22 protein-coding genes are annotated in these 24,894 nt (G+C 68.2%); 16 read left to right on the plus strand and 6 right to left on the minus strand.

Annotated elements, in window-relative coordinates:
* Window positions 1–22: 22 nt before the first annotated feature.
* Window positions 23–559: a ribosome biogenesis factor YjgA gene (gene yjgA, locus ASC95_RS20880; protein ID WP_057299638.1), complete on the plus strand. Its 537-nt coding sequence runs from the start codon at window positions 23–25 to the stop codon at window positions 557–559.
* The gene (mog, locus tag ASC95_RS20885; protein ID WP_057299639.1) at window positions 552–1,118 is read left to right on the plus strand and encodes a molybdopterin adenylyltransferase; all 567 of its coding nucleotides are present in this window, start codon (window positions 552–554) and stop codon (window positions 1,116–1,118) included. The genes yjgA and mog overlap by 8 nt, the downstream gene beginning before the upstream one ends.
* Here the strand turns inward: mog and ASC95_RS20890 are convergent.
* The 3 genes from ASC95_RS20890 to ASC95_RS20900 all read right to left on the minus strand — a co-directional run bounded on the left by ASC95_RS20890 (window position 1,115) and on the right by ASC95_RS20900 (window position 6,057).
* Window positions 1,115–4,312, minus strand: a complete 3,198-nt coding sequence (locus tag ASC95_RS20890) for a ligand-binding sensor domain-containing diguanylate cyclase (RefSeq protein ID WP_162250821.1) — start codon at window positions 4,310–4,312, stop codon at window positions 1,115–1,117. The genes mog and ASC95_RS20890 overlap by 4 nt on opposite strands.
* Window positions 4,313–4,502: 190 nt before the next feature.
* The gene (cysE, locus tag ASC95_RS20895; protein ID WP_057299641.1) at window positions 4,503–5,279 is read right to left on the minus strand and encodes a serine O-acetyltransferase; all 777 of its coding nucleotides are present in this window, start codon (window positions 5,277–5,279) and stop codon (window positions 4,503–4,505) included.
* Between the two features lie 40 nt (window positions 5,280–5,319).
* A complete protein-coding gene (locus ASC95_RS20900; RefSeq protein WP_082567984.1) occupies window positions 5,320–6,057 on the minus strand; it encodes an RNA methyltransferase in 738 nt (245 codons plus the stop codon).
* Between the two features lie 108 nt (window positions 6,058–6,165).
* Here ASC95_RS20900 and ASC95_RS20905 point away from each other — a divergent pair, with 108 nt between their 5' ends.
* Both ASC95_RS20905 and ASC95_RS20910 read left to right on the plus strand, forming a co-directional pair.
* Window positions 6,166–7,101 (plus strand): inositol monophosphatase family protein, encoded by a 936-nt coding sequence (locus ASC95_RS20905; protein ID WP_057299642.1) that lies wholly within the window; start codon window positions 6,166–6,168, stop codon window positions 7,099–7,101.
* Between the two features lie 226 nt (window positions 7,102–7,327).
* Window positions 7,328–7,642 (plus strand): energy transducer TonB, encoded by a 315-nt coding sequence (locus ASC95_RS20910; protein ID WP_057299643.1) that lies wholly within the window; start codon window positions 7,328–7,330, stop codon window positions 7,640–7,642.
* Between the two features lie 70 nt (window positions 7,643–7,712).
* Here ASC95_RS20910 and ASC95_RS20915 read toward each other — a convergent pair whose 3' ends face one another.
* Together ASC95_RS20915 and ASC95_RS20920 are read right to left on the minus strand one after the other, a co-directional pair.
* Window positions 7,713–8,783, minus strand: a complete 1,071-nt coding sequence (locus ASC95_RS20915; protein ID WP_162250822.1) for a porin — start codon at window positions 8,781–8,783, stop codon at window positions 7,713–7,715.
* A 165-nt stretch (window positions 8,784–8,948) separates the two neighbouring features.
* A complete protein-coding gene (locus tag ASC95_RS20920) occupies window positions 8,949–9,944 on the minus strand; it encodes a hypothetical protein (RefSeq protein ID WP_235537998.1) in 996 nt (331 codons plus the stop codon).
* 155 nt (window positions 9,945–10,099) lie between these two features.
* On the opposite strand from ASC95_RS20920, the gene mutS reads away from it, so the two are divergent.
* From mutS to ASC95_RS20980, 12 genes are all read left to right on the plus strand, one after another.
* The gene (gene mutS / locus ASC95_RS20925; RefSeq protein ID WP_057299646.1) at window positions 10,100–12,661 is read left to right on the plus strand and encodes a DNA mismatch repair protein MutS; all 2,562 of its coding nucleotides are present in this window, start codon (window positions 10,100–10,102) and stop codon (window positions 12,659–12,661) included.
* Between the two features lie 5 nt (window positions 12,662–12,666).
* A complete protein-coding gene (locus ASC95_RS20930) occupies window positions 12,667–13,485 on the plus strand; it encodes an ABC transporter substrate-binding protein (RefSeq protein WP_057299647.1) in 819 nt (272 codons plus the stop codon).
* A gap of 119 nt (window positions 13,486–13,604) precedes the next feature.
* Complete coding sequence (locus tag ASC95_RS20935) at window positions 13,605–14,408, plus strand: alpha/beta fold hydrolase (protein ID WP_057299648.1); 804 nt, start codon at window positions 13,605–13,607, stop codon at window positions 14,406–14,408.
* Window positions 14,409–14,466: 58 nt separating this feature from the next.
* Window positions 14,467–16,098 (plus strand): CTP synthase, encoded by a 1,632-nt coding sequence (locus tag ASC95_RS20940; RefSeq protein WP_057300449.1) that lies wholly within the window; start codon window positions 14,467–14,469, stop codon window positions 16,096–16,098.
* A 12-nt stretch (window positions 16,099–16,110) separates the two neighbouring features.
* Entirely contained in the window at window positions 16,111–16,968 is an 858-nt protein-coding gene (kdsA, locus tag ASC95_RS20945) for a 3-deoxy-8-phosphooctulonate synthase (protein ID WP_057299649.1), read from the plus strand.
* 5 nt (window positions 16,969–16,973) lie between these two features.
* Window positions 16,974–17,261 carry a DUF1330 domain-containing protein gene (locus ASC95_RS20950; protein ID WP_057299650.1) on the plus strand — a complete coding sequence of 96 codons (288 nt, stop codon included), beginning with the start codon at window positions 16,974–16,976 and terminating at the stop codon, window positions 17,259–17,261.
* 5 nt (window positions 17,262–17,266) lie between these two features.
* Complete coding sequence (locus ASC95_RS20955) at window positions 17,267–19,927, plus strand: DUF2339 domain-containing protein (protein ID WP_057299651.1); 2,661 nt, start codon at window positions 17,267–17,269, stop codon at window positions 19,925–19,927.
* The gene (locus ASC95_RS20960; RefSeq protein WP_162250823.1) at window positions 19,908–21,170 is read left to right on the plus strand and encodes a DUF3999 family protein; all 1,263 of its coding nucleotides are present in this window, start codon (window positions 19,908–19,910) and stop codon (window positions 21,168–21,170) included. Before ASC95_RS20955 ends, ASC95_RS20960 begins: the two co-directional genes overlap by 20 nt.
* Before the next feature lie 98 nt (window positions 21,171–21,268).
* A complete protein-coding gene (eno, locus tag ASC95_RS20965) occupies window positions 21,269–22,555 on the plus strand; it encodes a phosphopyruvate hydratase (RefSeq protein ID WP_057299653.1) in 1,287 nt (428 codons plus the stop codon).
* 182 nt (window positions 22,556–22,737) lie between these two features.
* Window positions 22,738–23,031, plus strand: coding sequence for a septum formation initiator family protein (locus ASC95_RS20970; RefSeq protein WP_057299654.1), 294 nt, complete (start codon window positions 22,738–22,740; stop codon window positions 23,029–23,031).
* Window positions 23,031–23,639 (plus strand): nicotinamide riboside transporter PnuC, encoded by a 609-nt coding sequence (gene pnuC / locus ASC95_RS20975; RefSeq protein ID WP_057299655.1) that lies wholly within the window; start codon window positions 23,031–23,033, stop codon window positions 23,637–23,639. The genes ASC95_RS20970 and pnuC overlap by 1 nt, the downstream gene beginning before the upstream one ends.
* A gap of 133 nt (window positions 23,640–23,772) precedes the next feature.
* Complete coding sequence (locus tag ASC95_RS20980) at window positions 23,773–24,288, plus strand: AAA family ATPase (RefSeq protein ID WP_082567986.1); 516 nt, start codon at window positions 23,773–23,775, stop codon at window positions 24,286–24,288.
* 3 nt (window positions 24,289–24,291) lie between these two features.
* Here the strand turns inward: ASC95_RS20980 and ASC95_RS20985 are convergent, their stop codons facing one another.
* Window positions 24,292–24,753 (minus strand): hypothetical protein, encoded by a 462-nt coding sequence (locus tag ASC95_RS20985; protein ID WP_057299657.1) that lies wholly within the window; start codon window positions 24,751–24,753, stop codon window positions 24,292–24,294.
* Window positions 24,754–24,894 lie beyond the last annotated feature (141 nt).

A 24,894-nucleotide genomic window follows, 5' to 3' on the forward strand; every position in this document is an offset into this window, starting at 1 on the left:
ACTCGCCTGACCATGGCCCCCAATGCAAGAAAACATCCCTGAATTCGAAGACGACGACGACTTCGACCGCCCCAGCAAGTCCCAGCTCAAGCGCGACATGACCGCCCTGCAGAAGCTCGGTGACGATTTGCTCGCCCTTCCGGAATCGCGCTGGGAACCCTTGGCTCTGCCTGAGATCCTCTACGACGCGCTGCGCGCCGCCAAGAAGATCACCAACTTCGAGGGCAAGCGCCGACAGATGCAGTACATCGGCAAGCTGATGCGCAAGATTGACCCCGAGCCGGTGCGCGAAGCCGTCGCTGCCTTCAAGCTCGGCCACGCACAGGACAGCCTCAAGCTGCACCAGTCCGAGCGCTGGCGCGAGCGTCTGCTGGCGACCGACGATGCGCTGCAGGAGTTCCTTGCGGAACACGCCGAGGTCGACATCCAGCAACTGCGCAACCTCGTGCGCGCCGCGCGCAAGGACGCGGCCAACGAGCCCGAGAAGCGCAGCGGGCGCGCGTTCCGCGAACTGTTCCAGTTCATCAAGGCCTCGGAAGCCGCGGACAAAGATGAGTGACCAGGTCCGCATCGGTGTCGTGTCCATCAGCGACCGGGCATCTGCCGGTGTTTACGAAGACAAGGGACTGCCTGCCCTCAAGGACTGGCTGACGGGCGCGCTGCACAACCCCATCGACTTCGTGTCCCGCCTGATCCCCGACGAGCAGGCCGGCATCTCGGCGGCTCTCATCGAACTGGTCGACAGCGAACACTGCGACCTCGTGCTGACGACCGGCGGCACCGGCCCGGCGCCGCGCGACGTGACGCCCGAGGCGACGCTGGCCGTGGCCGACCGCGTCATGCCGGGCTTTGGCGAGCAGATGCGCCAGATCTCGCTGCACTTCGTGCCGACGGCCATCCTGTCGCGCCAGGTCGCCGTCATCCGCGGCAAGGCCCTCATCATCAACCTGCCCGGCCAGCCCAAGGCCATCGCCGAGACTCTGGCTGGGCACGAGAAGGCCAGCGGCATCTTCGCCGCCGTGCCCTATTGCATCGACCTCATCGGCGGCCCCTACCTCGAAACGCGCGACGAGGTCTGCAAGGCCTTCCGGCCCAAGAGCGCGCAGCGCCCCGTCTAGCCTTCGACCGTTCCCGGCTCGGCCAGCGCCGCGGCCACGTCATCCAGGCTGCGATTGCTGCTGAGGCCGAACCCGCCCACGACGCGCTGGCCGGTGGCGCCGCGCCCCGAGGCCGTGTGCACGCCCACCCAGGCATTGCGACCGGCACGCTTGGCGGCATAAAGCCCCAGGTCGGCCAGGTTGACGACCTGCTGCCAGCTGCGCGCCTGTGGCCGCTCCGGCTCGAAGGGCACGCAGGCAAAGCCGACGGAACAGCTGACATCGAGGCGGCTGCCGTCATCGAGGACGAACGGCGTGGCGGCGATGACGGCACGCATGCGCTCGGCCAGTTCCTCGGCGCGCAGGCGATCGGTGTCGCGTGCTACGGCCAGGAATTCCTCGCCGCCCCAGCGCACCAGGTAGTCGGACTCACGCATCACCGAACGCAGCCGGGCGCCGAACTGCACCAGCACCGCGTCGCCCGCTGCATGGCCGTGCCGATCATTGATGCGCTTGAAGGCATCGATGTCGAGCAGCAGGAAGACGTTGTCCGTATCTAGCGGTTGGCCCCCGGCGGCCAGCGTCTCCTGGGATCGGCGCAGGCTGGCTGCCAGGTCCTGCTCGATGTGGTCACTCAGGAAGCGACGGTTGTGCAGGCCCGTCAGCGGGTCGGTCACGCTGCTCAACTGCAATTGCGCCGACTTCTCCTCCAACGCGTGATGCATCGCCCGCAACTCGACCGTGCGCTCGCGCACCTTGTGCTCCAGCTCGAGCTGACGGTGGCGCAGCAGCCGTGTGCGCCCCGCCACCGCCGCGAGCACGAGCAGGCATAGCGCAAGCACCAGGGCGGCGCGGAACCACCACGTCTGGTGCCAGGCCGGCCTCACCGTCACCGCCAGGGTCAGCTCACGCTCGCCCCATTGGCCGTCGCGGTTGGAGGCGCGCAGGCGCAGCCGATAGTCACCGGGTGGCAGATTGGTATACGCAGCCACCCGGCGCGCCGCGTCGGCCGGCATCCAGCCGGCGTCGAAGCCTTCGAGCTTGTAGGCATAGCGGTTGCGTTCTGGCGCCGAGAAGTCGGTGGACGCGAACTCCACCGCCAGGCTGTTGCCGTCCGCCGGTATGTCCAGCGCAGCACCGCCCGGGGGCAGCGCGACGGAGCGGCTGGCGATCTGCACGTCTGCCACCAGCACCTCGGGGCGGTAGGTCCATGCCTGCAGTTTCTCGGGCAGCACCACGGTCATGCCACCGGCGCCGCCGAACAGCAGTTCACCACGCTCGGTGCGCGCTGCCGAGCCCGTCCAGTAGGTCGGGAAGACCACGCCCTCGGCGCGGCGCAGGGCGCGCGCCGTCATGCGGACGGGGTCGATGCGCGCCAGACCGTTGTCGGTGCTGGCCCAGACCTGCCCTTGCAGATCCTGAAGCAGCGCGTTGACGGTGCCGTCCGGCAGGCCTTGCGCAGTGCCGACGCGCAGGATGGCCTCGCCCTGCCCGGGCGCCGGCAGCACATCGATGCCACCCCCATAGCTGCCCACCCAGAGCCTGCCTTCGCCGTCGAGCATCAGCGTCGTGACGAAACCAGCCGACAGGCCGCGCGCCAGCGTCGGCCCGGCCGGGTATTGCACGACGCCACCGCTCAGGGGATCGATCCGGTTGAGGCCGTTGCGCGTTCCGACCCACAGCTCACCCGCCGCGCCGCGGGCCAGCACCATGATGCGCTGGTCGGTCAAGCCCGGTGCAGGGAGGGTGACGGGCGTGGCACGGCCGCTGGCAATGTCCAACCGCCACAGGCCGTCAAACTGGCCGCCTATCCACAGCGTGCCGCCATCGGCCAACAAGGCCCAGGTGGAGGCCGCAGGATCACGGCCTGCCAGGCTCACGCGGCGCAGATGGCGCCCGTCCACATCGGCGCGATAAAGGCCACGCTTGGTGGCAATGAAGACGCTGCCATGGGCCGCTCGCACCATGCCGAGCACGATGTCAGGCGGCAGCGCAGCCTCGAGCCGACTCGCGTCGGGCCGCAATGCGCCGGTGCGGGCACCAGTGGCGTCGAGGATGTCTATGCCGCTCTTGTGCGTGGCCAGCCACAGGTGGCCCTCGGGCATCGGCAGGATCCAGCTGATCTCGGCACTGATGAAACGCGAATCAAGCGCATCGCCGACCTCAGCGCTGGCGCCCAGGCGCGTCAGCACTCCGCCCTGGCGAGGGTCGTGGCGGCTCAGGCCGCGGTTGGACGCAGCCCAGATCAGCCCGGATCGGTCACGGTACAGGACGCGCAATGCGTTGTCCGCCAGGCTGACCGGCCAGGCCGGCACGTGGCGGATGCGCCGGCTGTCACGCCGCTCGACATCGACGGCTACGACGCCCTGGCCCAGCGTCGCCACCCACATCTCGCCCGGCTGTGTCTCGAGCAGGCTGGTGATCTGGCTGTTGCCCAGCAAGTCCTCGTTCGTGGCGACGCCGGCCTCCCGCATCTCGACGGCCGGCGCCTCGCCTTCGTCGGCGAGCACGAAGACGCCTTCATGCATGCCGCCAGCCCAGATGCGCCCGGCGCTGTCCTGGGCCAGGGCCTGCGGTTGAACGACACGGCCCGGCACCAGAGGTACGGCCTGCAGCGGCGCACCCGGCGCGGGTCGGCGGAACAGACCCGCGGCGCTGCCGACCCACAGTTGGCCACGACGGTCGCGCAGCACCGCCCAGACATGAGCGCCGGCGGCTTCGGCCCAGTTTCCCGCGGCGCTGGCATGCTCGATGCGCCCGCTGTCCGGGTCCAGATGATCCAGACCGCCGTCGGTGACGACCCACAGCCCACCCCCACCGTCGTCGGCGATCTGCCGCACGCTGACATGGCTCAGGCCCTGGGGCCCGCCGACCGGGATGGCGACAAACTGATCAGCCGCCGGGTCATGCCTGAGCAAGCCCGCCGCACTCGTGCCCACCCAGAGCCGCCCCTTGGCGTCGCCGTGCAGCGACTGCACGTAGTTGTCCGGCAAGGCGCCGGGACGCTGCGCGTCGGCCTTGTAGACCTTGAAGCGGTAGCCGTCCCAGCGCGCCAGGCCGCCGAGCGTGCCCACCCACAGAAAGCCCTGGCCATCTTCGGCCATGGCCGTTGCGATGGCATTGGGCAGGCCCTGTTCCTGGCTGAGATGCTGGAAGCTTATGTCGGCGAGGCTGGACCAGCGCTTGGGCGCTGGTGCCGCAGTTGCCTCGGCCATGCAGAGGGCCATGACCAGGCACAGCGCGAGGCACCAGCCGGAGGAAAGCCGCAGTCGAAACTCGCGCAGGAACACAGCAGGCCGACACAGGGCGGGCCATCGTGGCCCGGAACCGGCGATTCTCATTCACGCCGGGCCGGCTGGCGGCAAAGACGTGACCGGCTGACGGCCTATTTCGCCGGCGCGGTCGCTACTTGACCAGCCGGTTCATCTGCGCCGCGTCAAAGGCCTCGTCGCGCTGGGCGTCATCGGGTACGCAGTCACCGATCGGCCGGCCGGCCTGGGTCGACAGCTTGCAGACCGCGCTCCAAAGCAACGCGATCTGGTGCTCGTGACCGGAGGCGCTGTCGATGAGGCCGCGCATGGCCATGGCAACCGGGTCGTCGCCCTGGGTCACGCCATAAGCTGAGAAGCCCATCTTCGCCGCAGCCTCTTCGCGGGCCTGCTCGCTTTCGGCCTCGATGATGCGGGCCGGGTTGCCCACGGCCGTTGCACCTGCCGGCACCGGCTTGGTGACGACCGCACCCGAGCCGATGCGCGCACCGGCACCGACCGTGAAGCCGCCCAGCACGCTGGCATTGGCGCCGACGATGACGCCCGGGCCCAGCGTCGGGTGCCGCTTGGCACCCTTGACGAGCGAAGTGCCGCCGAGCGTGACGCCCTGGTAGATGGTGCAGCCTTCGCCGATCTCGGCCATCTCGCCGATGACGATGCCCATGCCGTGGTCGATGAAGACCTTGCGGCCGATGCGTGCGCCGGGGTGGATCTCAATGCCGGTCAGGAAGCGGCTCCAATGCGAGACCCAGCGCGCCAGCCACTTGAAGCCACGCTGCCAGAACCAGTGGGCGCGGCGGTGGAACATCAGCGCATGCAGGCCCGGGTAACAGGTCAGCACCTCCCACGCCGACCGGGCGGCCGGGTCGCGTTCGAGGATCAGGGCGATGTCTTCGCGCAGGCGCTGGAACATGGTGCGGCCACAGGAGAAAGGCAGGCCAGTTTAGGTGGGGCTACTTTGAGCCTGCTGGCACTACGGTCTTCTGCATCTGGCGTGCGATGCCGCGCAGGATGTGAATTTCCTCGTTCGTGAGCCCGGCGCGGTTGAAGAGCTGGTTCAGGCGCGGCATCAGCTTCTTGGGTGCGGCGGGATCGAGGTAGTCGATGTGCACCAGCGCTGCCTGCAGATGCTCCAGCAGGCCCTGCACGGCACGCGCGTCGGCCAGTTGCGGGTCAGGCGTGCGCGCCTGCACGCCGAAGCCGCCGAGGGCCTGGCGCAGGTCGTAGGCCAGTAACTGCACGGCCTGGGCAAGGTTGAGCGAGCCGTAGTCTGGATGCGTCGGGATGCTCAGCACGGCATGGCAGCGGTAGACGTCCTCGTTGCTCATGCCGTAGCGCTCGGAGCCGAACACCAGGGCCAGGCGCGGCGCCGCCTCACGCGCGGCGAGTTCACCGAACAATGAACGCGGCTCACGCGTCGGCGGGCCGAAGTCGCGCGGCGTCATCGCGGTGGCGCAGGCGAAGTCCACGCCGTCCAGCGCCTCGGCCAGCGTGGGCACGACGCGGGCGCGTGCCAGGATGTCGGCCGCGCCGCTGGCCATGGCCACCGCCTCCTCGTGGCAGAGCACATCGGCAAAGCGCGGCGCCACCAGCACCAGGTCCTGAAAACCCATCACCTTCATCGCCCGCGCCGTCGCGCCGACGTTGCCGGCATGGCTGGTGTTGATGAGAACGAAGCGTGTGGATTCCACGGGTTTGTACGGAGGCTGCGGCTAGAATCGCGCGATTATCCGGGCCGCCTCCATGGGTCCCGCCGCTCTTTCCTCCCGTCAGCCCCTTCTTCCCAGCGAGTGCCACGCATGCTGCAAACGTCTCACCATCCCATGCTCAATGTCGCCATCAAGGCGGCGCGTGCGGCTGGCGCCATCATCAACCGCGCCTCGCTGGACCTCGAAGCTCTGCGCATCAACACCAAGAGCCCGAACGACTTCGTGACCGAGGTCGACCACGCCGCAGAAGGGGTGATCATCGAGACGCTGCTGGGCGCCTATCCGGACCACGGCATCCTCGCCGAAGAGTCGGGCCGCACCCACGGCGCCAAGCATTCCGAGTACGTCTGGATCATCGATCCGCTGGACGGCACCACCAACTTCATCCACGGCCTGCCGATGTACTGCGTGTCCATCGCGCTGGCGCATCGCGGCGTCGTGCAGCAGGCCGTCGTCTACGACCCGACCCGCAATGATCTCTTCTATGCCAGCAAGGGCCGCGGCGCGTTCCTGAACGACCGCCGCCTGCGCGTGTCCAAGCGCACCCGCATGAGCGACGCGCTGATCGGCACCGGCTTCCCCTTCCGCCGTGGCGACAACTTCAAGCGCTATGTGAAGATGTTCGAGGAGGTCATGCAGCACTGCGCCGGCCTGCGCCGCCCCGGCGCCGCGGCACTGGACCTCTGCTACGTCGCAGCCGGCTACTACGACGCCTTCTTCGAGACCGGCCTGCAGCCGTGGGACGTGGCAGCGGGCTCGCTCATCATCACGGAAGCCGGTGGCCTGATCGGCAACTTCACGGGCGAGGCCGACTTTCTGCACCAGCGCGAAGTGGTGGCCGGCAACCCCAAGATCTACGCGCAGCTGGTGACGATGCTGGCGCCCTACACCCGTGTCATCAAGGAAGAAGAGGCCGCTGCTACCACGCTCAATGGTGACGCTGCGCCTGCGCCTGCGCCGGCAGAGCCGAAGAAGCGTGGCGCCGTGCGCATCAAGAAGGATGAAAGCGGCGACGCAGCGTCCTGATCAGCGCCGCCCGCTCCCTTCGAAGCCCTCCTCGCGAGGGCTTTGTCATTTCCTGGCTGTGAAGGAATTGGCAGCGGCGGTGACCCAGGGCTAACCCGGTCATGCGTGCGTGACTTCTGCACGGCCACACCCCTTACCCGTGGGGGCTTGCCTCGCCAGAATGCGTGCTGCAACGCGGCCATAGCCGCTCTGTTCCTCCAATCAAACCGCCCGAAAGACGCTCCTGATGTTTGCCCGCTCCGCTGTCGCTCTCGCCCTCGTCGCCGCTGCCTCCCTGGCCCACGCCGACGCCAAGGTTCTGAAGAAGGTCGCTCCCGAGTACCCCAACGAGGCCGTCAAGAAGAACATCAGCGCCGGCAGCGTGCGCGCCAAGATGACCATTGCCGGCGACGGCAAGGTCTCGGAGGTCGCCATCGTCGAAGCCGAACCCAAGCGCGTGTTCGACCGTGCCGCCACCGAAGCCCTGAGCCAATGGAAGTTCGAGGGCACCGGCGCCGCCCAGACCCACGAAGTCAAGCTGGTGTTCAAGTCGGAAGATTAATTAGACGCTTTGCTGAATCAACAAGGCCCGCAGTGCGGGCCTTGCTCTTTATGGGTGTTTCTTGCGCCGCTCAGAAGCTGTGGCGAACGCCGAGTTCGGCACCGCGGCAGTTGCCACCCGGCACCGTCGTCGCCATGCCCACGTTGAAGCGCACGCCAGTGCCCTTGTTGTTGACGCGGGCGGCGTTGCCATAGAGCGCGGTACGCTTGGACAAGTCGTGCACATAGCCCAGCGCGATATGACTCGCGTCGCTGGCCACCCCCTTGGCGCTCAAGGTCGTGTAGGCAAAGCGGACTTCGCCCTGCGGGCCTACCTGCCAGCGCGCGCCCGCCATGCGCGCCGTCGTCTTCGTCGTGCCGACCTTGTTCTCGCCCCACAGCCCCATCAGCCTGACCGGGCCGAACTGCCAGGCCACGCCGGCATTGCTCTGCTTGTAATTGCCCGTCGCGTAGCGGGTGCGCGTAGTCGCGACCGAGGCGTTGAAGGCCTCGTTGCGCCAGCCGATGCGGATGCCCTGCAACTGGCCGTCGCTGTGTGTCGGCCCATCGCCCTGCTCGCCCAGGGCCAGCATCACCTGCGCATAGACGCCACCAAGGCCCGGCGGCAGGAAGTAGCTGATGGAGTTGGACGCCCGCGCATTGGTGCGCGGCGTCGTGCCATTGGCGGGCACCGGATAGAACAACAGCCCGGAGCTGCCAACGCCATTGGGGCCGAAGGGATGCAGGGACACCGTCAGGTTGAGGAAGGAGGGCACGTAGTCGCGACCCAGGCGCAGTTCGCCCCAGTCACCGGACAGCTGCACCGTCGCGCGGCGCCCCCAGGTCAGGCCGCCGCCGATGGAGTCCTTGTTGTTGCTGCTTATCGTGCCGCTGGTGCCGTCGTCCGCCAACACGGCCGACTCCAGCCAGAAGCCAACCTTCAGCCCTCCACCCAGATCCTCGTTGCCACGCACGCCGATGCGGCCAGAAGCGTTGCCGTCGCTGGTGACCAGGTGGCGCTTGCCGGCGCCGTCGGCCTTGAGCTGCTGTACGCCGACGTCCACCAGGCCAAAGAGCTGCACGCTCCCCGTCTGCTGCGCCTGCACGCCCGCCGCCGCAGCGGCCAGGGCCACAAATTCCACCCTCCAACGTCCTGTCTTCATGGCGGTCTCCATGTGTTGTTGTGCAGGATCCGGGGCACACCCTGGTGACGGGTATTCATAGCACCAAATACACCGCCCCAGCAACATAAAACATTCGGTGGGAACTGCTCTGGTGCCGGCATCGCCAAGAAGGGGGCGCCAGCGTGTGCTGGCAGGCGGAATCGATCAGCGTGGCTCGTCCACTGCCGTCGCGTCGAGCAGGCCGGCCGGCTCGATGCCGAACTGGTAGGACGCCACGGCGTCGACCGCTCTCCCGGGCGGTGCAAAGAATGCGACGTTGACGGCGGCACCCGTGCGCCAGCCGATCCCGGCACGCCCGACGACGGCCAGCCACCAGCGGCCGCCAATGAAGACAGGCAAACGCTCCCCAGCGGCGTTTGAAAATTGCATGAGGAAGCCATTGCGACGGCCATCCTTGGCGCCAAAGGTTGGCAGCGGCAAGTTGGGATCTCCCACTGCGCCTGGCTCTTGCAGCGGTGGGTTGAGAGCGGCCAACACTTCGTCGTCCGGCTGACGCGCCGCGAAACCCGCTTCTGCAGCGCCCGCTGCCTCCGAAGCCGTGGCCAGCCCAAGCGCGACCGCTTGACCCGCCCCGCAGACGGCGGATCCCGGCGCGCAGAACCGCTGCACCGGCGTCAGCACGGTGCGCAAACGCAATTTCAGTCCACAGGGCGGCTCCCAGCCCCTACCGGTCCAGACAGCAACTCGATACTCGCCTTCCGGAAAGCCCGCGGACGGCGCTGCGCCGGCCACCAGGGCTGGCCGATTCATCACCCGGGCCAGCCGGGCCCAGCCGCCCATGCACAAGGCCGCGGTCGGCTGGAAGGGCGACGCCAACTCTTTCGGGAGCTGCCCCTGCCGCACCTCGGCCAGCGCATATTGCTGGCAGTGCGCCGCGCCGGTGACGAAGTCCAGGAGATAGAGCGGCGTGCCCTGCAGATGATGGACCCCAACATGCTCGGCCGAGGGCGCCGTGAGCAGTTCGCGCAGATAGGCGTCGATTGCCAGCGCCTGCTCGGTCGGCGACCGCGTTCGGCCGGTCGGACGCGAAGGCCGAATCCAGCGCGCCAGCGGCTCGCTCTTGTCCCAGGCCGTGGCTGGCAGGCGGCGCGCCTCGCCGGCCAGCTGCGCGCAAACCGACGGCTCGGCGGCGTCCGTCACACCGCCGGCCAGGCTTCCAACACAAGCCAAGGCGGCCCACAAGGTTCGCTTCATCCTCTGCTCCCTGTCCCGGCGCCGACCCAACCAGACCGCCGCTTAAACTGCCGCCCATTCTGAAGCCCTCCGCCGAGGGCTTTGCTGTTCCTGAGCTTGTAATGACCCAGCCCGCTGACTTCAGCGCCCACACCCCGATGATGGCCCAGTACCTGGGCCTGAAAGCCGACTTCCCGGACACGCTGCTGCTGTACCGGATGGGCGATTTCTACGAGGTCTTCTTTGATGACGCCCGCAAGTGCAATGCGCTGCTGGACATCACGCTGACCCAGCGCGGCCAGAGTGCTGGCCAGCCCGTCGTCATGGCCGGCGTGCCGGTGCATGCGCTGGAGAGTTACCTCGCCAAGCTGATCAAGCTGGGCGAGGCCGTGGCGATTGCCGAGCAGGTCGGCGAGGTCGGCGCGGGCAAGGGGCCGGTGGAGCGCAAGGTGGTGCGCGTCGTCACCCCCGGCACCATCACCGACACCGAGCTGCTGGCCGACAAGCAGGACGCCGTGCTGCTGGCCGTCTCCGGCCACGGCCGCCGCCATGGACTGGCCTGGCTGTCGCTGACCCAGGGTGAGATCGGCCTGGCCGAGTGCAGCGACGCGGAGCTACCGGCCTGGCTGGCGCGGCTGGCGCCGGCCGAGGTGCTGGTGAACCGCGAGCAGCAGCCAGCCGGCGTCATGAAGGCGCGTTTCCCGGTCACAAACCGGCCGAGCTGGCAGTTCGACGCCGCTTTGGGCCAGCGCAAACTGTGCGAGCAGTTGGCCGTGGCCAGCCTGCAAGGTTTCAATGCCCACGAGCTGACTCTGGCCCATGCGGCCGGGAGCGCGCTGCTGGCGTTTGCCGAACACACGCAAGGTCGGGCACTCGCCCATGTGCGCTCACTGCGCGTGCAACGCAGCGGCGAGCTGCTGGACCTGCCGCCCGCCACCCAGCGCAATCTGGAGCTGACACAGACGCTGCGCGGTGAGCCCAGCCCCACCCTGTTCTCGCTGCTGGACACCTGCAAGAGCGGCATGGGCAGCCGCACGCTGCGCCAGTGGTTGCTGAGCCCGAAGCGCGACCGCGCCGAGGCCGTCTCGCGTCACGACGCCATCGCGGCGCTGCATGCGGAGGGCTTCGAGCCGCTGCGCGAAGCCCTGAAATCGGTCAGCGACGTCGAGCGCATCTCCGCCCGCATCGCCCTGCGCCAGGTACGCCCCCGCGAGCTGACCGGCCTGCGCGCTACGTTGCAGGCTTTGCCCCAGCTGCGCGCCACCACGCCCGTCGCCTTACGCGATGCGAGCCTGAACCCACCGGCCGACATCCTCGAACTGCTGGAGCGCGCCATCGCGCTGGAGCCGGCCCTTCTGACGCGCGATGGCGGTGTCATCGCCGATGGTTTCGACGCCGACCTGGACGAACTGCGCGGCATCCAGCAGAACTGCGACGGCTTCCTGCTCGACCTGGAAACCCGTGAACGTGCCCGCACCGGCATTGCCAACCTGCGCGTGCAGTTCAACCGTGTGCACGGCTTCTACATCGAGGTCACGCAGGGTCAGGTCGACAAGGTGCCGATGGACTACCAGCGCCGCCAGACGCTGAAGAACGCCGAGCGCTACATCACGCCGGAACTCAAGGCCTTCGAGGACAAGGCGCTGTCCGCCAACGAGCGGGCGCTGACGCGCGAGAAGCTGCTGTACGAGCAGGTCATCGACGCCCTGATCAGCCGCCTGGCGCCGTTGACCGCGCTGGGCCGCACGCTGGCCGGCCTGGACGCGCTGGCGGCGCTGGCCGAACGCGCCGTCACGCTCAACTGGTGCCGGCCGGAGATCGTCTCCCAGCCCTGCCTGGAGATCGAAGCCGGCCGCCACCCCGTCGTGCAGGCCCGCCTGCATGAGACCGGCGGCACGGAGTTCATGCCCAACGACTGCAAGCTGGACGCACGTACCAGGCTGCTCGTTATCACCGGGCCGAACATGGGCGGCAAGAGCACCTTCATGCGCCAGGTGGCGCTGATCGCGCTGCTGGGATCAATAGGCAGCTATGTGCCCGCCACGAGTTGCCGCCTGGGCCCGATGGACGCCATCCACACCCGCATCGGCGCGGCGGACGATCTCGCCAACGCGCAGTCCACCTTCATGCTGGAAATGACCGAAGGCGCGGCCATCCTGCATTCGGCGACCGACCAGTCCCTCGTGCTGATGGACGAGATCGGCCGCGGCACCTCGACCTTCGACGGCCTCGCGCTGGCGTCGGCCATCGCCAGCCATCTGCACGACAAGACGCGCGCCTTCACGCTGTTCGCAACCCACTATTTCGAGCTGACCGAGTTCCCCGCCAAGCACACGATGGCGCAGAACTGGCACGTCTCCGCCGTGGAGAGCGGCGAGGACATCGTCTTCCTGCACGAGCTGCAGCCCGGCCCGGCCAGCCGCAGCTATGGCGTGCAGGTCGCCAAGCTGGCCGGCATGCCCGCCAGCCTGGTGCGCCAGGCCCGCGCGACGCTGGAGGCTCTGGAGGCGCGCCAGAACGCGGCCGACGATCAGTTCGACCTCTTCGCCGCCCCGCCCGCGCCACCGTCCCTGCCCGAGCCGAGCGAGCTGCTGCAGGCGCTGGCCAAGGTCGACCCGGATGCACTGTCGCCGCGCGAGGCGCTGGAGGCGCTGTACCAACTCAAGCGCCTGGCGGGCGGCTGAACGGCATGACCCGGCGGCGTGCCGCGTTGGCGCTGTTGTCCACGTTGGGCATGCCTGTCGCTCAGGCTGCGCAACCGCTGCTCGTCACCATCCCGCAGCTGTCGCCCAGCTCCCAGGAGCACGCGAGCTATTTCCCACGCCTGCTGCGCCTGGCGTTGGAACAGACGCAGGCCAGCGACGGCCCCTTCGAGATCCAACATCACGAGCAGCCGATGAGCGGCCAGCGCCAGTTCGTCGAGTTGAAGAACAGCGGCGCCATCAACGTCATCTGGGATGGCAGCAACACCAGGCGCGAGGCCGAGCTCCTTCCTGTGCGCTTTTCGCTGCTGCGCGATCTCAACGACTATCGCGTCTTCCTGATCCGCAAGGGCGACCAGGCGCGTTTCCGGGCCGTGCGCACGCTGACCGACCTGAGCCGCTTCACGGCCGGGGCCGGCGAGGGCTGGCCGTCGACCGACGTGCTGCGCGCCAACGGCCTGCCCGTGGTCACGTCCGTCAACTACGAACAGCTCTTCGCGATGCTGGGCGCCAGACGCTTCGACTACATGCCGCGCGGCGTCTACGAGGCTTGGTACGAGCAGCAACAGCACAGCGGCCTGGTCATCGAGCAGACCCTGTTCCTGCACTACAGCGTGCCCTTCTACTTTTTCACCAGCCGCGACAACCCCGCATTGGCGGACCGCATCGAGCGCGGCCTGCGCGCAGCCTTGGCGGACGGCAGCTTCGACCGCCTGTTCCGCAGCATTCCCAGCTTCAGGCGCAGTCTCGATGAGATCCACGCCGGCAGGCGCCGCGTGCTGGAGCTTGAGCTGCCGCCCGACTGACGGCCACGTCTGGACTCGGCACTCCAGAACTGACGCTGAACAGGTTGCCCGACGCAGGCAAACTGCGCGCCCATGACAACTCGCACGCTGGTCTTTTGCAGAAACACTCGGGGCCTGCCATGAGCCTAGGCACCCTCGTGTTTTCTCACGCCAACAGCTATCCCGCCGGCTGCTACCGCGTGCTGTTCGAGCGTTGGCGCGCCGCCGGCTGGCGCGTCGAGGCGCTGGATCGCTTTGGCCACGACCCGCGCTTCCCCGTGACTGGCGACTGGCGCCGCCTGCGTGACCAGTTGCTGCATTTCATCGAGCATGAAGTGCGCCCGCAAGGCCAGGTCGCCCTTGTCGGCCACTCGCTGGGCGGCATGCTGAGCCTGATGGCCACCTGCCGCCGACCCGACCTCGTCAGCCGCCTCGTCATGCTGGACTCGCCCGTCGTCTCCGGCATGAAGGCGGCCGTTGTCGCCATGGCCAAGACGACGGGGCTGATCCACCGCTACGGTCCGTCCAAGATCGCCCGCGAGCGCCGCCATGTCTGGCCCGACCGGGAAGCCGTCTATAAGCATTTCTCGGCCAAGAAGCTCTTCGCCCGCTGGGATCCGCGCGTGCTGGCTGATTACATCGACGCCGGCTTCGAGGAGACCGAGGACGGGCAGGTGCGGCTGCGCTTCACCCGCGAGGTCGAGGCCCACATCTACCGCACCCTGCCCCACCACCTGCCGCTGCTGCTGCGCCTGCGCCCGCCGCAGTGCCCGGTCGCCTTTGTCGGCGGTACGCGCTCGGCCGAGCTGCGCCAGGCGGGCGCCGCAGCATCCAGGAAACTGGCCGGCGAAAACTGGCGCTGGATGGAGGGCTCGCATCTGTTCCCCTTCGAGAAACCTGACGAAACGGCCGGCTTGGTGCTGGAGTTGCTGGGGCCCATTTGACGGGTCTCGTACAATCGCAATTTCCACCTCAGCATGCTGTTCTGGCGTGCTGCAAGACATGACCAAATTCGTCTTCGTCACCGGCGGTGTGGTGTCCTCCCTGGGCAAGGGCATCGCGTCGGCCTCCCTGGCTGCCATCCTCGAATCGCGCGGCCTCAAAGTCACCCTGATCAAGCTGGACCCCTACATCAACGTCGATCCCGGCACGATGTCGCCCTTCCAGCACGGTGAAGTCTTCGTCACCGACGACGGCGCCGAAACCGACCTCGACCTCGGCCACTACGAGCGCTTCATCACCACGCGGATGAAGAAGGCCAACAACTTCACGACCGGCCAGATCTACAAGACCGTGCTCGAGAAGGAACGCCGCGGCGACTACCTCGGCAAGACGGTGCAGGTGATCCCGCACATCACCAACGAGATCCAGGAATACATCAAGCGCGGCGCCGAGGGCGTTGACGTGGCCATCGTCGAGATCGGCGGCACGGTGGGCGACATCGAGTCCCTGCCTTTCCTCGAAGCCGTGCGCCAGATGAGCCTGCGCGCCGGCCCGACCAACACGGCCTATGTGCACCTGACCTATGTGCCCTGGATCGCCGCCGCTGGCGAGCTGAAGACCAAGCCGACCCAGCACACGGTGCAGAAGCTGCGCGAGATCGGCATCCAGCCCGACGCGCTGCTGTGCCGCGCCGACCGCCGCATCCCCGACGACGAGCGCGAGAAGATCTCGCTGTTCACCAATGTCGCCGAGTACGGCGTGATCTCGATGTGGGACGTGAACACCATCTACAAGGTGCCGCGCATGCTGCACGAGCAGGGCCTGGACCAGCTCATCTGCACCAAGCTGCAGCTCAACACCAAGAGCACGGACCTGAGGCGCTGGGACACGCTGGTCTACGAGGTCGAGAACCCCAAGACCGAGATCACCATTGCCATGTGCGGCAAGTACACCGACCTGTCGGACTCGTACAAGTCGCTCAACGAGGCGCTGCGCCACGCCGGCATCCACAACCATGCTGGCGTGAAGATCGAGTACGTCGACAGTGAGACCTTGACGCCCGAGACGGTCGACACGCTGGCCAGGTTCGACGCCATCCTCGTGCCCGGCGGCTTCGGCAAGCGCGGCGTGGAAGGCAAGATCCTCGCCGCCCAATACGCCCGCGAGCACAAGACGCCCTACCTTGGCATTTGCCTGGGCATGCAGGTCGCGACCATCGAGTACGCCCGCCACATGGCCGGCCTCACCAACGCCAACTCCACCGAATTCGATCCCGAGACGCCCCACCCCGTCATCGCGCTGATCGACGAGTGGCAGGACGCCGACGGCAGCATCCAGAAGCGGGACGCCAACTCCGACCTCGGCGGCACGATGCGCCTGGGTGCGCAGAGTTCCGACGTCAAGGATGGCACGCTGGCCCGCGACATCTACGGCCCGGTCGTCACCGAGCGCCACCGCCACCGCTACGAGGCCAACGAGCACTACCTCGACCGTCTGCAGAAGGCCGGCCTCGTCATCTCGGCCATCACCCAGCGCGAGAAGCTGACCGAGATGGTTGAACTGCCGCGTGAGGTGCACCCCTGGTTCGTCGGCGTGCAGTTCCACCCCGAGTTCAAGTCCACGCCCTGGGGCGGCCACCCGCTGTTCACGGCCTTCATCAAGGCTGCGCTGGAACACCACCAAAAGGCCTAAGGTAAGACTGTCATGAAGCTTTGCGGATTCGACGTCGGCATCGACAAGCCGTTCTTCCTGATCGCCGGCACCTGCTCGATCGAGGGCCTGCAGATGTCGCTCGACGTTGCCGGCCTGCTGAAGGAAGCCTGCACCACCCTCGGCATCCCGCTGATCTACAAGGGCTCGTTCGACAAGGCCAACCGGTCCTCCGGCACCACCAAGCGCGGTGTCGGCATGGAAGCCGGCCTGAAGATCCTCGACGAGGTGCGCCGCCAGACCGGCCTGCCAGTGCTGACCGATGTGCACGACGCCTCACAGGTGGCCGAGGTCGCCAGCGTGGTGGACGTGTTGCAGACCCCGGCCTTCCTGTGCCGCCAGACGGATTTCATCCGCGCGGTCGCGCAAAGTGGCAAGCCGGTCAACATCAAGAAGGGCCAGTTCCTCGCGCCCTGGGACATGAAGAACGTCATCGACAAGGCCCGCGCTGCCGCGCGCGAGGTGGGCTTGTCCGAAGACCTCTTCCTCGCCTGCGAGCGTGGCGTCAGCTTTGGCTACAACAACCTGGTCGCCGACATGACCAGCCTGGCCGAGATGCGCAACACCGGCGCGCCGGTGGTGTTCGACGTCACCCACTCCGTGCAAAAGCCCGGCGGCCTCGGTGGCTCGAGCGGCGGCGCCCGTGAGATGGTGCCCGTGCTGGCCCGCGCTGGCGTTGGCGTCGGCGTCGCGGGCCTCTTCATGGAGACCCACCCGAACCCGGCCGAAGCCTTCAGCGACGGACCGAACGCCGTGCCGCTCAGGCACATGAAGACGCTGCTGGAGCAGTTGGTGGCGCTGGATCGCGTCGTCAAGCAACAGCCTCTCTTGGAAAACGACTTTTCCTGCTGAGAAACATGGCCGCCTACATCCTCGCCAACGTCAAGGTCACCAACCCCACGCAATACGAGGATTACCGACGGCTCTCGACACTGGCCATGAAGGAACACGGCGCCGAGGTGCTGGTGCGCGGCGGCAAGACCACCGTGCTTGAAGGCGACTGGGCGCCCGAGCGCGTCGTGCTGTTGAAGTTCCCCACGCCCCAAGCGGCGCAGGCCTTCTACGACTCGCCCGAGTACGGCGCAGCACGGCAGGCCCGCGAGGGTATCGCCGTCATGCGCATGGTGTTGATCGAAGGCGTCTGAGCCTCGTGGCCATCGTCGCATTGCTGCTGGGCGCGCTGTTCGGCGGCTTCGCCTCGGAGAGTTTGATCGGCGCGTTTCTCGGCGCCGCGGTGGGCTGGCTGGGCTGGCAGCAGATGCAACAGGGGCGGCGCATCGCCGACCTCGAAAAGCGGCTGACGGCCCGTGCGCCGGCGCCGACAGTATCTGCGCCCACGCCCGTTCCATCGCCTGTGCAGGTAGCCGTTGCCGCACCGCAGCGAGACGAACCGGCAATCGTTGCGCCCTTGCCGCCTCCCATCGCAGTGTCCGTCGCTGCGCCTACGCCCAAGCCACAACCGTCCCCAGCGCCACCGCCCGCGCCGCGCCGCCCCATCCCCATGCCTGCCTGGGCGCAGCGACTTGCTGCAGCCAACACCATCGTCAAGGTCGGGCTGGCCATGCTCTTCCTCGGCCTCGTCTTCCTCGCCCGCTTTGCGGCAGAGAACATCACGGTGCCACTGGAAGTGCGCCTGGCCGGCATCGGTGCCACCGGTATTGCGCTGCTGGTCATTGGCTGGCGCTTGAGGCTGCGCTCGCGCGGCTACGGGCTGCTGCTGCAGGGCGGCGGCGTGGCCGTCGTCTACCTGACGCTGTTCGCTGCCGTGAAGCTCGCAGGGCTGGAGCCCCTCGCGCTGGTGTTCGGGCTGATGCTGGCCGTCTCGCTGCTGTCAGCGCTGCTGGCCGTGAAGCAGGACGCCCAGGCGCTGGCCGTGGTCGCGGCCCTGGGCGGCTATGCCACGCCGCTGCTGCTGTCCACCGGCGGCGGCGCCATCGCCACGCTGCTGGGCTATGACTTCGTGCTGGGCCTGGGCGTGGCGCTGGTGGCCTGGTTCAAGCACTGGCCGCGCCTGAACCTGATCGCCTTCGGATTCACGGCCCTCATCGCCAGCGCCTGGGGCCTGACCGGCTACACCACGGCCGACTACGCCGTCGCCCAGGGCTTCCTGATTGCCTTCTGGCTGCTGTTCACTGCCGTGTTGCTGATGCCCGGCCGCCGTGCGCAGACGCCCGAGCCCTGGCTGCAAGCCACGCTGCTGTTCGGCGTGCCCGTCTTTGGCTCGGCAATGCAATACGCGTTGCTCAAGCCTGACTCGATGGCCATCGCCCTGGCTGCCTTGCTCGTCGGCGGGGCCTATGCGGGCCTGGCCGCCTGGGCAAGGCGCCGCCCGGCGCACGCCCTCGTGTTCGAAGCCTTTATTGCGCTGGGCGCCGTGTTCGGCACGCTGGTCATTCCATTCGCGCTCAGCGCCGAGGCCACCGCCGGCGCGTGGGCGCTGGAGGGCCTGGGCGCCGTTTGGCTGGGCCTGCGCCAGGCTCGGCTGCGCGTGCTGGCCAGCGGCCTGGCGCTGATGGCGCTGGGCGGCTTCACGCTGATGATGTCCCTGTCCCGCGGCGACCCTGCCGGCCTGCATGCGCCGTCGCAACTGCTGAATGCGCTGCTGATCGCCGCCGCCGGGCTGGGCGCCTCGCGCTTCCTGGGCCGTGACGGCAGCCGGCCGTGGCATGCGGCGGTCGCGTTCACGCTGGTCGGCTGGGGCACCGCCTGGCTCGCCGTCGCAGCAGGCATCGTGCTTGACCGGTGGGTGACGGCACCGCACGAGTGGACCGTCAGCGTCGCACTGATCGCCGCCATCGGCTTCTTGCTGCTGGGCCTGCAGGCGCTGTGGCGCTGGCCCACGGTCGCGTGGCCGACCGCGCTGCTGCTGCCGGCTTGGGGCCTGCTCGGTATCTTGGGCACCGCACTGCACGGCGCGCCGCTGTCGGCCGGCGGCTTGTGGGCGCTGCCGCTGGCCTGGGTGGCACAGGGCCTGGTGCTGCAACGCACGGCGCCGCACTGGCCCGAACACCTGCGGCGTGCCACGCATGCCTGCAGCCTGCTGGCGTTTGCACTGCTCGGTGCACTGCAAGGCCGCTACTGGACGGCCGACCTGGGCGACCCCGGCAGCGCCTGGGGCTGGCTGGGTTGGTTGCTGGTGCCGGCCGTGCTGCTGGCCGCGGTGCTGCGCCAGCAGCGCCGCCCAGCCGATCAACAAGCCTGGCCACTGCGCCTGGCGCCCACCGCCTATGCACAGATGGGCGCCGCCGTGCTGAGTCTCGCACTGTCAGCCTGGGTGCTGATGGCCAACTGGGCCAGCCCGGGCAATGCCCAGCCCCTGCCCTACATCCCGGTGCTGAACCCGCTGGATCTTGGCATCGCCGCGGCGCTGCTGGCCGTCGTCGCCTGGTTGCGCAGCCCTGCTGCTGCCGCGCTCAAGCTGCCGCCTTCCTCGCTGGCTGTGCCGGCAGCCCTGGCCTTCCTGTGGCTCAACGGCATGCTGATCCGCTGCTTCCATCACTGGGGCGATGTGCCCTATCACGTCGACGGCTGGCTCGAGTCCCGCGGCGTGCAGACCGGACTGGCACTGCTGTGGAGCGCCCTGGCCCTGGTGCTGATGCTGCTGGGCACGCGCCGCCACCAGCGCGCGCCCTGGCTGGCCGGCGCCGTGCTGCTGGGTGCCGTCGTGCTGAAGCTGATGCTGTTCGACCTGCAGGGCAGCGGCACCGTGCTGCGCATCGTCTCCTTCATCGGCGTGGGCGTGTTGATGCTGGTCATCGGCTATGTCGCGCCTCTGCCCGGTTCGTCCCGCGATGACAAAACGTCTCCTTGAATTGCTGATGGCGCTGGCCGCCGTGTCAGCCGGTGCCGCGCCTTACCGGGCGCCGGTGCAGATCACTGAAGCGGCGCCCTTCCTGAGGCTGGATGCCAGCACCGAGGCATGGCAGCACGGCCTGGGTTCCGACCTGCGCGACTGGCAATTGCTCGACGCCCAAGGCCGCCGCGTGCCCTTCGCACTGCTGCCGGACGAGCTGCGCGCCACGCCCGAGCGCGAATTGAAGCTGGCCGCACTGCCGCCGCCCCCAGCGCCCGCATCAGCGCCACGCAACCGGCTGCCGGCCGGCTGGTTGCTGGATCTGGGCGAGCCCACCCAATGGCCGGCCGAGCCCCGCCAGCTGCGCCTGCGCTGGCCCGCCGATGCCGCGCCCTTCCAGGCCGGCTACCGGCTGGAGACCAGCCCTGACCTGCAAGCCTGGCAAACGCTGGGAACGGGCCAGTTGCTCGGGCTGCGCACAACGGACGGCGCACCGCTGGCCCAGCCCCTGGTGACACTGCCGGGCCGCCCGCAACGCTATCTGCGCCTGATATGGGACGACGCCGCGCGTGCGGTGCAGCCGGAGGCTGTCACCTTGCTGGCCCAGCCCGCTGGCGCGGCGCCCCAACAGCTGACTCGCACCTCGCCTTTGCCCGCGCCGGACGCCGATGGCGGCTGGGTCATCCCGCTCGGCGGCCCCCAACCGCTGCTGAATCTGGCGCTGGCAGGTAACCAGGGCACCTGGGTCCTGCCGGTGCAGGTGCAGACGCGCTCCAGCGCGAAAGCGCCTTGGCAGACCATCGCCCGCAGCGTGTTCTACCGCGTGGACCGAGGCAACGCCCCCGCCGACACCGCACCGGCACTGCCGCTGGACATCAGCGCCAGCGAGCTGCGGTTGCTGCCGCCGCATGGCACCGCATTGCCGCCCCCCGGCAGCCTGCGTCTGGATTGGACCTTGCGTGTCATCCGCCTCGTCTGGGCTGCCCAGGGCGAGCCGCCATTCAGCCTGCAGGTGGGCGCGGCAACGCCGGAGACAGGCCCACGCCCCCTGGCCGACGTGGTACCCGACTGGCATCGCGAGCAGTCGCGCCTGGGCCGCGCTCAGCTCGGCGCTTTCACGCCGCAAGCCATGCCGCCGACAGGGCCAGCGCTGCCGCCGCGTCGCCTGCTGCTGTGGGCCGTGCTGGGCGTGGGCGTCGTGCTGCTGGCGGCCGTCACCTGGCGTCTGTGGCGCCAGGGACCGCAGACCACCAGCACTTAAACTCCCGCCCCAACGCACCGGCCGCTTGTTGTGACACGGTAACGCCCGCTTGGCACACTTGCGCCCGCCCGAATTTTTCACTTCCTGGAGACAACCCCATGAGCGCAATCGTTGACATCGTTGGTCGAGAAATCCTCGACAGCCGCGGCAACCCCACCGTCGAATGCGACGTGCTGCTGGAGTCCGGCGTCATGGGCCGCGCGGCCGTGCCATCTGGTGCGTCCACCGGTTCGCGCGAGGCCATCGAGCTGCGTGACGGCGACAAGGGCCGCTACCTCGGCAAGGGCGTGCTGCGCGCCGTCGAGCACATCAACACCGAGATCTCCGAGGCCGTGCTGGGCCTGGATGCCTCCGAGCAGGCCTTCCTGGACAAGACGCTGATCGACCTGGACGGCACCGAGAACAAGAGCCGCCTGGGCGCCAACGCCATGCTGGCCGTCTCCATGGCCGTGGCGCGCGCCGCGGCGGAAGAGTCCGGCCTGCCGCTGTACCGCTATTTCGGTGGCATGAATGGCTGCCAGCTGCCGGTGCCGATGATGAACGTCATCAACGGCGGCGCGCACGCCAACAACTCGCTGGACCTGCAGGAACTGATGATCGTCCCCGTGGGCGCGCCGAGCTTCCGCGAAGCGCTGCGCTGGGGTGCCGAGGTTTTCCACGCGCTGAAGAAGATCCTGCACGACAAGGGCATCTCCACCGCTGTGGGCGATGAAGGCGGTTTCGCGCCCAGCGTCGAAAGCCACGAAGCGGCCATCCAGCTGATCCTGCAGGCCATCGACAAGGCCGGCTACCGCGCCGGCGACCAGATCGCCATCGCGCTGGACTGCGCCGCCAGCGAGTTCTACAAGGACGGCAAGTACGTGCTCGAAGGCGAAGGCGGCATCCAGCTGAGCTCGCAAGAGTGGACCGACATGCTGGCCACCTGGGTCGACAAGTACCCCATCATCTCCATCGAAGACGGCATGGCCGAAGGTGACTGGGACGGCTGGAAGATCCTGACCGACCGCCTGGGCAAGAACGTGCAGATCGTCGGCGACGACCTGTTCGTCACCAACACCAAGATCCTGCAGGAAGGCATTGCCAAGGGCATCGCCAACTCGATCCTGATCAAGATCAACCAGATCGGCACGCTGACCGAGACCTTCGCCGCCATCGAGATGGCCAAGCGCGCCGGCTACACCGCCGTCATCTCGCACCGTTCGGGCGAGACCGAGGACAGCACCATCTCCGACATCGCCGTCGGCCTGAATGCCGGCCAGATCAAGACCGGTTCGCTGTCGCGCTCGGACCGCATGGCCAAGTACAACCAGCTGCTGCGCATCGAAGAGGACCTGGGCGATGTGGCCTTCTACCCCGGCCGTGCCGCCTTCTACAACCTGAAGTGACGTGACAAGGCCCCTCGCCCACCCTCGCATCGCTGAACGCGTGCGAGTCTGGTCGGTCCCCCGAGGGGACGGCGATGCTTGCGGCATCGAGCCGCAAGCACATCGCCAACGCGGGCCGGCTTGGGAGCGGCCCGGCGCTCGGCCCGCAAATTCGTGCGCCCTTGGCGCCTGCCTGCTCTGACATGAAAGCACTCGCTGCTGTCCTGGCCATCTTCCTGGTGGCCATCCAAGCCCAGCTCTGGGTGGGCCGGGGCAGCATTCCGCACGTCGCTCAGCTCCGGGAGGAGCTGAGCCAGGCCCAGGCCGACAACGACAAGGCCCGGGCCCGCAACGCCCAGTTGCAGGCCGAACTGCGTGATCTGCGCGAGGGCCTGGAGATGGTCGAGGAGAAGGCCCGCTTCGAGCTGGGCATGATCAAGTCCGACGAAGTCTTCGTGCCGCTGGCGCCGGCTGCAGCGTCTTCCATCAAGCGCTGATGCTCGCCACCATCTGGGCGGCGCTTCTTGCGCCGGCCTTCTCAGCATTCGGCAGCCCCATCTCCTGGCTGGAGCTGGTCGCCTTCGTGCTGGCCGTCTGGATGGTCGTGTGCAATATGCGCGTCCACCTGCTGGCCTGGCCGCTGGCCCTCATCAGCTCGTCGATGTATTTCGCGCTGTTTCTGGACGGCAAGCTCTACGGCGAGGCCGGGCTGCAGCTGGTGTTCGCAGCACTGGCGCTGTGGGGTTGGTGGCAATGGCGATTCGGCCGCACGCGCGAGGGCGAGGCGCTGAAGGTACGCCGCCTCGGCCTGCAAGGCCTCGTCAAGCCCGCGCTGCTGACGCTGGCCGCCTGGCCCTTGCTCGGCGTCTTTCTGGCGAAGAACACCGACAGCCCCCTGCCCTACTGGGACGCCTTCCCCACCGTCGCCAGCCTCCTCGGCCAATGGCTGCTGGCGCGTAAGTACGAGGAGAACTGGCCGACCTGGATCGTGGTCAATGTGGTCAGCGTCGTGCTTTTTGGCCTCAAGGGCTATTGGCTGACCGTCATCCTCTACGCCGGCTTCATCCCGATGAGCGTGATCGGCTGGCGCGCCTGGAGAAAATGAGCTCACCCCCTACGCGCTGCGCGCGCCCCCTTCGAGGGGGCACTGCCAGTGGCCCGGCAAAGCCGGTTCCACGGCAGTCGCTTGGCCAGCCACCACACGGCGAACTTGGCCACGCACAATTTGCGGAGCCTTCATGGCAAGGATGATTGCCTTGTTGGGTGCCGAATGCACCGGCAAGTCCACGCTGGCCGAGGCATTGGCACGGCAATTCAATGCCGGACTCGTCAGCGAATACCTGCGCGAATGGTGCGACGCCCATGGCCGCACACCGCTGCAGCACGAGCAGGCCCACATCGCTGCCGAGCAGGCCGCGCGCATCGAAGCCGCGGCGCGGGCGCATGAACTGGTGTTCTGCGACACCACGCCGCTGATCACGGCGCTGTGCAGCCAGCACTACTTCGGCGACGACAGCCTGCTCGTCCCCGCGCTGGCCTTCCAGCGCCGCTGCGCGCTGACGCTGCTGTGCGCGCCTGACCTCCCCTGGCTGGCCGACGGCATCCAGCGCGACGGCCCGGAGGTGCGGTCACGCTTCGACGGCCGGTTGCGCGCAGCACTGTCGGCCCAGAGCCTGCCCTGGGTCGACATCTGCGGCGACGAAGCGAGCCGTCTCGCTCAGGCCGCGCAGGCCGTGGGCGCACCGGCCCGCTGAGCTTCACTTCGCCTGCAACTGCGACAGCGCGTCGACCGAGCGATTGACGGCGCGGTCCAGCGTCGCAGCCAGCGGCGTGCCGGCCTGGTCGGCCGAGATCGCGGCCAGCTTGGCCGCAAAGCCCAGGTGCAGTTCGGCGAACCAGTTGGGATGCGGATCGGGCTCGGGAACGGGCGGCCAGCCGACCGGGAACTTGATCTTGCGCGGCTGCGTCGGGCACCAGTCGTCCAGGTCCTGGCTCATCGTCTTCCAGTTCAGGCCCAGGCGGTCGCTGACCCAGGCCATATGGGCGAATTCCTGCGCCAGCGCCGCGCCAATCTGCTCGGGCGGCAGCGGCTGGGGATTCAATGCCACGGCGCTGACGCGATCATGCACGGACAGGCCCTGAGGCCCGCGTGGGATGACGTCGAAGATGGCCGGTAGCCGGCGGCCGATGAGGGCCAGCAGTCGTTGATCGGATGTCATGTTCACTCCAGTGACCGGCATGGAACGGCGATGCCGGGAGCGCCCGACGGGGGCCTCGAATCGGGGCGGCCGCTCTAACAGGCTAGTCGCCCGGACTGCAAACACCATCGTACGAAGGGAGGAAGTGCAGACCGGTCGACC

The organism is Pelomonas sp. Root1217 (assembly GCF_001425705.1).
Taxonomy (GTDB): Bacteria; Pseudomonadota; Gammaproteobacteria; order Burkholderiales; family Burkholderiaceae_C; genus Pelomonas.